Here is a 6,958-nt window from a genome sequence, read left to right as displayed (position 1 = left end):
GTGAAAGGTGAGCTGCAGCACGTATTCGTGCTCATGTGGTGGTCGCGGGTGCGTAACCGACCCCCACATCGGTGTCTTTGCTCACTACCTCGTGAACAGTTTGTGTCTCAGGGCCTCGTGAACACTGGATGGCCTGCTGTCCGTGATCATCAGTGGTGGGCGGAGCAGGGTTTTCGATGGATCCAGACCTGGTCGCGGCGGTCCTCGCCGGCGGTGAGAAGGTGTGCATCCTGCAGATCCTGGATGATCATTCCCGTGGGCGGCGTTGCAGCAGGCCTTCGCGGGCTACGGGGTGCCGGTGCGGGTGCCCACCGACAACGGTCTGGCGTTCTCCGGCAGGCACCGCGGGGGCATGGTCGAGACCGCGTCAGCATCATGATCGGCGACACGGTCGTGCGGACGCTGACACTGGACCGCAGCGTCCGCTACCAACGGTTCACACCAAAACTGTCCACGACGTCGTGAGACATAACTGTCCGTGAGGTCCTGAGACATGACACCCGGCTCCAGCCCGGTTTCGCACTCACGACCGATTGTCAGCCAAAGCGCATGACCCGGAACTCGAACGGTGCGGTTTCGATGAGCGGCTGAGCACGCCCATCCATCGGGTCAAAGAGCTGAACACCGTCGGTTTCGTTCACGGCCGCCAACAGGTGCCCGACGCTCTCCCGTCCCCGGGTGTCCTTCCTGCGCAGCCACACCAGTGCCTGGGTTTGTGTGGGAAAGGAGGCGATTTCCTCCAGAACCCCGAACCAATGGTCGTGGACGCCGATACCGACCACGGGGCCGAGCTCGGCCACCATGGGGCCGAACCACGCTGCCTGCGCGGGTTTCGGCGGTGGCATCAACCCCAGCTTTCCGGCGTTCCAGTCGTCCAGCCACGTCCACGGATCACGGTTGGGCAGGCCGAACGGCTCTTCGCCGGCCGCTTTCGGGACCACCAGGGCCGCGTCGAGCATTTGATCGCGCCAGTCGCCAATTTGCTTGAAACTCCGGGTGGTGCAGGCGAACAGCCAGCCACGCTCGGTCTCGTCGGCCGGATCAGGAGAGACGAGTTCCACTTCGCCGTCGTAGGTGTACGTCAGCCACGCCTTCGCTTTCTCGACGGCCTGGGCGAATTCGTCCGCCGCACCTTCCCACGGCAGCAGCCGGCCGTCGGAATCACCTCGCGGGCGGTGGAAACGTGCCACCACGAGCTCAGCGACCTCGGCGTTGTTCTGCTCGGCGACAGTCCCCCGCAGACCATCAAGAAAGACCACATCGTCATCCGCGTAGTTCGCGTACAACAGGTGACCGGCCAGTTCATGCCCGCCGAACTGACGGCGCAGCCACACCACTGCCCGGGTCCCCACGCCTCCGTCCTCAATGGCCCTGGCCGCGTCCTCCCACGTCGTACAGGTCAAGACCTCGGCGTCGGGGAAATAGGTCGCCAGCATCCGATCCCACCAGCCCGGCGTTTCGCCGGCCGGATCCCACGGCAGCGCCGCGGCAGGCCAGCAGTTCACCGCGGCATCGGTCGCGATCAGGCAGTTAAGTGCGTTGACTCGCCAGCGCCACGACCCCGGCTCGGCCAGGGACAGATTGAGGGCCTCATCGAGCGGACCGGCATTGGACGCGGGAAAGGGTTCCGCCCCGTCCAGCGGCACGCAGACCGTCGACGCCAACATCGGCTCGGCGGACTCCACGTAGCGGCAACCGAAGAACGCCGCCCGCTCCGTCTCGAGGATCGCCTCCTCGTCGCTCAGTGCCACACGCTGCCCATAGGTGTCCTGCAACCAGACGCGTGCCCGCTCCGCGAGCTCGTTCATGCCCCGCCGTCCCCCTTACTCGCCAAACCATCTCCAGCGAAAGTATGAGCTCGCCGCACTCCAGTCCCAAGCCGCTTACCCGAATTTCAGGCACAACTGCCCATCCGGACTATCCATGCGGGGAAGGGACGAGGCCGTGTGTACTTTGTGCTGCCATACCTCGGTCTTTCATGTCTTTGATCGGTGGTTTTGGTTTGGGATTGCGGGTGTGGTTTCGGGCTGTGGGTAGGGGTGATTTCCAGCCCGGCCGTGTCCGCTGGTGCTTCCGCTGTGGTTCTTGGTCGTCGGGTCAGGGCTGTGGTGTTGTGTTTTAGGGGGCGTCGAGTGCGTGGAGTCGGGTGAAAGCGCTGGTCAGTAGGGGTGTGAAGGGCCAGGTTCGGGCGTAGCGGAGGATGAGGCGGCGGCCGGTGCGCACCAGTCGTGCGGCGGTGGCGAGAAGCCGGTGGCGCAGGGTTTTGGGTTCCCAGCGGCGGGCGGGGCCGGTCAGTGCGGCACGTTGGGTGAGGGCGAGCAGGTCCGCCGCCAGGGCGCAGAGTTCCAGCCAGATCTGGTTGTGGGCGAAGCCGTGGAAGGGCAGGTTGGCCAGTCCGGTGTCTTTGCCGCAGCGGATGCGGTCCTCGACTCGGGCGTGGCGGCGGTGCCGTAATTCCAGCTCCGGTGGCGCCAGGTGACTGGTGGTGGTGAAAAACCCGGTCACGCGCATGCCGTCGTGGTCGGTGATCGTCAGCTGGGAACCAGGCAGAGGTTTGTCCTTTTTCAGGATCACTCGCATGCCGCGCGGCCAGCTGGCCGTCCCGAACCATTCGGTGGCCTCGCAGACCCGCGCATCGGGTTGGGGTGTGCCGTCGGGATTGACCGCGGGAACCCACGCCCCGGGCGGGATGGCCGCCAGAATGGTGTCGATGTCGTGGTGGCCGAGTTTGGCGCCGAGGGAGAACTCGATGCCCTGCTCGGTGAGGTACTGGGCGAAGGCGTGGCTGGCGCCCGCGGAGTCGGTGCGCACCAGAATCGGTCGGCGGCACTGCTCATCGAAGCCGGCGGTGTCGGCGGGCAGCTGGGTCAGCAGCTCGCGTACCACGGTGATGTGGTCGGTGGCGGTGCCCGCGCCGGCGTTGCCGGGCCGCAGCAGGCCTGTCATGGCTTCACCGGTGCCGGATTCGCCGTGGTCGATGAACCCCAGCAGCGGGTGGAACCCGAAACCCTTACGGGCCTTCGTGGCCTGCTCTTTGAGCGAGTAGGCGTCGATATAGGTGGCGTCGATATCGATCACGATTCTGCCGTCCTGCCAGGGAATACCGGCATGACTCCACACCCGGTGCCGTGCCTGGGCGCGGGCGGCACGAATGGCCAGTCCGGCCCCTTCCGGGTCCTCAGCCAGCAAGCCGATCAGGCGCGACACAGTCGGGTTGGAGGCCACCGGCCCGAACACCTCCGGCTGGGCCCGCAGCATCGCGATATCGGCGGCACAATCACCACCGGCGGCGATCGCGACCGCCAGATCCAGCACGATCTTACCCGGATCATGCACCGCCCGCGGCGCCCGCCACAGCCCCAGACGATCCGATAAACCCCTGGTCAGGCCGCTACGGCGGGCTGTTTCCACCAGCAAGTGTGCTCCCGCTGCGAGACCACGCCCGCACCATCCCCGGTCACCATGATCGCGGGCAGCCCTGCGCTACGCTTCACCCCGGAAGTGCCTTCCTGTTCGGGAAACGGATCTTGTTGCAGAGACCATTTTCCCTTACAGGACAGGCACTTCCACCCATTTCACATCCCGGATCACACCCGCCCATGAAAGCCCCGGGCATAGCAACAACATAAAGTACACATGGCTGGAGTGACACCGAACCGACGCAAGTGCGACAGCAACAGCCGGAAACCTACTCGGTGTAGGCGATTGCGTCGAATTCGTGGTTGGCGATGCCGTCCAGGAACGCCAGCAGTTCGGCATCGGTGAACACCAGCTCGACAACGCCCTTCAGGAACCGACGGGCCTCCGCGAACGTCAACGCAGCGTTCGCGAGAGGTGCCCATTCCGCCTCATACGCTTTGAGCGTCTTCTTGTCGTCGAGGTACCGGATCTCGTTTGCACCCTCGACGTATCAGCGCTACTTCTGGTTGCCAGTGCCGGACGAGTCCAGCGCCTACGGCCTCGTGCGGCACGCTTTCGCCGGTAGCCGCCTGGACGCCGGCACAGCCGACAAAGCGTTCTGCGGCAACATCTTCGCCCTCGCCAAGCCATCCGAAATGGACTGGATTCACGCCAAGGCCCCCTGGCCACCAACGCCCGATCACTGATCCGCCGGTTCGGCCGATACGAGGACATGATCCTGCGGTTCGCCACCGACCTGGCCGTGCCCTTCACGAACAACGAGGCCGAACGAGCCGTCCGCCCCGTCAAGATCCAGCAACGCACCTCCGGCGGCTGCTGGCGCACCCTGAAGGGCCTCACCGACTTCGCCCTCGTACGCCCCGGCTACCCCTCATCCACAACCGGGTCACCAAAAACCAGGCCATCCCCTTCAACACCAAACAACCCGTCAGAATCCCCGAAATCTCTAAGGAACCCCGCGAAATAATCCGCCCCAGCATCCGCCGCATCCGCCCCATCCGCCCTGGCATCCGCCTCATCCGCCCTGGCATCCGCCGCATCCGCCCTGGCATCCGCCGCATCCGCCCTGGCATTCTGTCGCAGGAACGCCTTCAACGCGGTCGCGACAAACTGGTTGTAAGCAACGTCCTCCTCCAACATCACCCCAGCATCCGCCTCATCCTCTCCAGCATCCGCCACCTCTTGCGGCACCCGCACCCCACCTGAGTCCGCCACCGCCGCCGCCCCAGCAAGCCACGCATCCACATCGAAGCCGTCCCCAACCTCCCCCAACACCTCACCCCGCACCATTGCATCCTGCCGCCCACCTGCCCCCACACCCGCAATCCCCCCCGACCCAGCCTCCCCCCGGGCCAGCAGCGACGTCAGCTTCTCCTGCATTTCCGCCAGCCTGCCGCTCCTCCTCATCTCATCCAACTTCTTCGCAGAATCAGCCCACTTATCCACCTTGCCCTGCAACGTACGAAGCTTGGCCCGATCAGCCTTGGTCAGCTGCCCCAACGCCTCCAACGCCTTGATTTCAACCTTGCTTTCCTCAACTTTTTTTCTCCCTTTCGATTTTGCGACCTCCAGCCTTTTTATCTCCCTTTCGTATGCTCCTATTTCCTTCCGCAAATCGAGCTCGTCCCGCTGCTGCTCAGTCAGCTGCGGCTGCGCCTTCAACTCCGCCAACCGCGCGGCCTCACCCTGTCTCTTCTGGTACTGATTCGCGTTATCTGTCTTCTTTTGCTGTTTCCGCTGCGCCACCTTCAGCTCAAGCTCCGCCAGCTCCCCCGCATCCTTCTCAGTCAGCGGCTGCGGCTGCGCCTTCAAGTCCGCCAACCGCGCGGCCTCACCCTGTCTCTTCTGGCTCTGCTTCGCGTTCTTTGTCTTCGCTTGCTGCTCCCGCTGCGCCACCTTCAGCTCAAGCTCCGCCAGCTCCCTCGCATCCTTCTCAGTCAGCGGCTGCGGCTGCGCCTCCAAATCCGCAACCCGGCCTGCAACCCGGGCGGCTTCAGCCTTTTTCTTCTGGTACTTCCTCGCGTTACTTTCCTGCTTTTTCCGCTTCTGCTCCGCCGCCCGCTGGTCCTCCTGTGCTGCCTGATCCGCCGGCGCGGACACATCACCCTCGCCACCCAGACTCCCGGAAGCACCCCCAGCGGGTCCTTCCACCCTCCGCCGCTTGGACGCCGCGGAAGAGCTCCCGCCAACCTCCTCCCGCGTCCTCTTCGCAGGCCGACGCTGCGGACCTGTCACCTCGGCCGGCAGCCCAGCCCCCCAGCCCTCACGCCGCAGCCCGGAACCCTCGGACGGCAACACCACCGGCCTCCACGGCAGCTCAACCACCCACACCCCGGTCGCCGCCAAAACATCAGCTTCCTCGGCTTCCTCCCCCTTCTGAGCCTCCGCCAGTTTGACCACGTCTTCCCTTACATGCACAGCATTGATCGCATGCGCACTAAGATCCGCTCGCTGGAAGATCACCGACACATCCCGACCCACCGGCAAACTCCGCACATGCCCCTCAGCCTCGGCCAAACCATCCACCCGCCAAGCCTTTCCACCAGCCGCCACCAACCGAGCCGGATCCCAAACATCACCAGCCGGCTCCGCCACAACCTGCTCATCGAGCACGAGAGAATTGTGGAACGCCACAGAAGCCTCCAAGCAATTCTTCTGAAAACGCTCATCCCCAGAGAAATAATAATTGTCCCGGTTCACCCCCGACAAGAACCGAGACCATGACCCCGCCGACTCACCCCCCACAACCCGACCCGAAACCCCCAACACCCCAGAATCCACCCGCCCCGACAACTCCTCCTCCACAACCGCCTCACCAAAAACCAGCCCATCCCCTTCAACAGCATCCCCCCCGTAGTCGTGACCGCGAAGGAACTCCGCGAGATCATCCGCCCCAGCATCCGCCGCACCCTCCCGGGCATCCTGTCGCAGGGACGACGCGGTCGCGACAAACTCGTTGTAAGCAGCGTCCGCCAGCATCGACTCCAGCTCCTCGTTCTTTTCCGCCAGCCTGCCCTTCATCTCCGCCAGCGACGCTTGCAACGCCTCGATTTTGCCCGTGCTTCCGTCAGCCTTTTTTCTCCCTTTCGTTATTCGGGAGGCCAGATTATTTATCTCTTTTCCGTATCTTTCTATTTCCTCCCGCACTTCGAGCTCGCGCAGCCGATCCAAAGGCAGCTGCCCCTGCTCCTTCAACTCCTTCAAGTCCGCAAGCACATCGGCGGCGGCGGCCCTTTTTTCCCGAATACGATCCGCTTCCTTTTTCTTCTTTTCCTCATACCTTTCCGCCTTCGGCCGGAGCTGCTCAAGAGCCTTCTTCCCAACCGAATCCAACTTCCCCCGCCGCTGCGACTCCTCCAACTTCGGAACCTCGGCGGCGGCGTCCTTCTGCGCCCGCTGCCGATTCGCTTCCTTTTTCTTCTTTTCCTCATACCTTTCCGCCATCGGCCGGAGCTGCTCAAGAGCCTTCTTCCCAACCGAATCCAACTTCCCCCGCCGCTGCGACTCCTCCAACTTCGGAACCTCGGCGGCGGCGTCC

Annotated in this window: 4 protein-coding genes and 3 pseudogenes; 2 read left to right on the top strand and 5 right to left on the bottom strand. The window is 64.1% G+C overall.

The genetic code is table 11. The features are described from left to right. Window positions 1-536: 536 nt before the first annotated feature. The 4 genes and pseudogenes from AC07EQ_RS24080 to AC07EQ_RS24065 form a co-directional block, all read right to left on the bottom strand. Complete coding sequence (locus tag AC07EQ_RS24080; protein WP_478390154.1) at window positions 537-1,808, bottom strand: YrhB domain-containing protein; 1,272 nt, start codon at window positions 1,806-1,808, stop codon at window positions 537-539. Between the two features lie 310 nt (window positions 1,809-2,118). Further along, window positions 2,119-3,494: pseudogene (locus AC07EQ_RS24075) on the bottom strand (IS1380 family transposase). Window positions 3,495-3,688: 194 nt separating this feature from the next. Next, window positions 3,689-3,817, bottom strand: coding sequence for a hypothetical protein (locus AC07EQ_RS24070; protein WP_478390153.1), 129 nt, complete (start codon window positions 3,815-3,817; stop codon window positions 3,689-3,691). A 27-nt stretch (window positions 3,818-3,844) separates the two neighbouring features. Next, window positions 3,845-3,889 (bottom strand): annotated as a pseudogene (locus AC07EQ_RS24065) (hypothetical protein); the annotation flags it as partial. Here AC07EQ_RS24065 and AC07EQ_RS24060 point away from each other — a divergent pair. Next, complete coding sequence (locus tag AC07EQ_RS24060; RefSeq protein ID WP_435876308.1) at window positions 3,870-4,106, top strand: hypothetical protein; 237 nt, start codon at window positions 3,870-3,872, stop codon at window positions 4,104-4,106. The pseudogene AC07EQ_RS24065 and the gene AC07EQ_RS24060 sit on opposite strands and share 20 nt — an antisense overlap. Further along, window positions 4,013-4,303: pseudogene (locus AC07EQ_RS24055) on the top strand (IS66 family transposase); the annotation flags it as partial. The gene AC07EQ_RS24060 and the pseudogene AC07EQ_RS24055, both read left to right, overlap by 94 nt. On the opposite strand, the gene AC07EQ_RS24050 reads toward AC07EQ_RS24055, so the two are convergent. Then, window positions 4,285-6,958: hypothetical protein (locus tag AC07EQ_RS24050; RefSeq protein ID WP_478390152.1), on the bottom strand; the 2,674-nt coding region annotated here is incomplete at its 5' end. The pseudogene AC07EQ_RS24055 and the gene AC07EQ_RS24050 sit on opposite strands and share 19 nt — an antisense overlap.

It is taken from the genome of Saccharopolyspora sp. NPDC045839 (assembly GCF_056431645.1).
The sequence above is the reverse complement of the archived record's forward strand: the minus strand, read 5'-3'. Positions and strand labels throughout refer to the sequence as shown.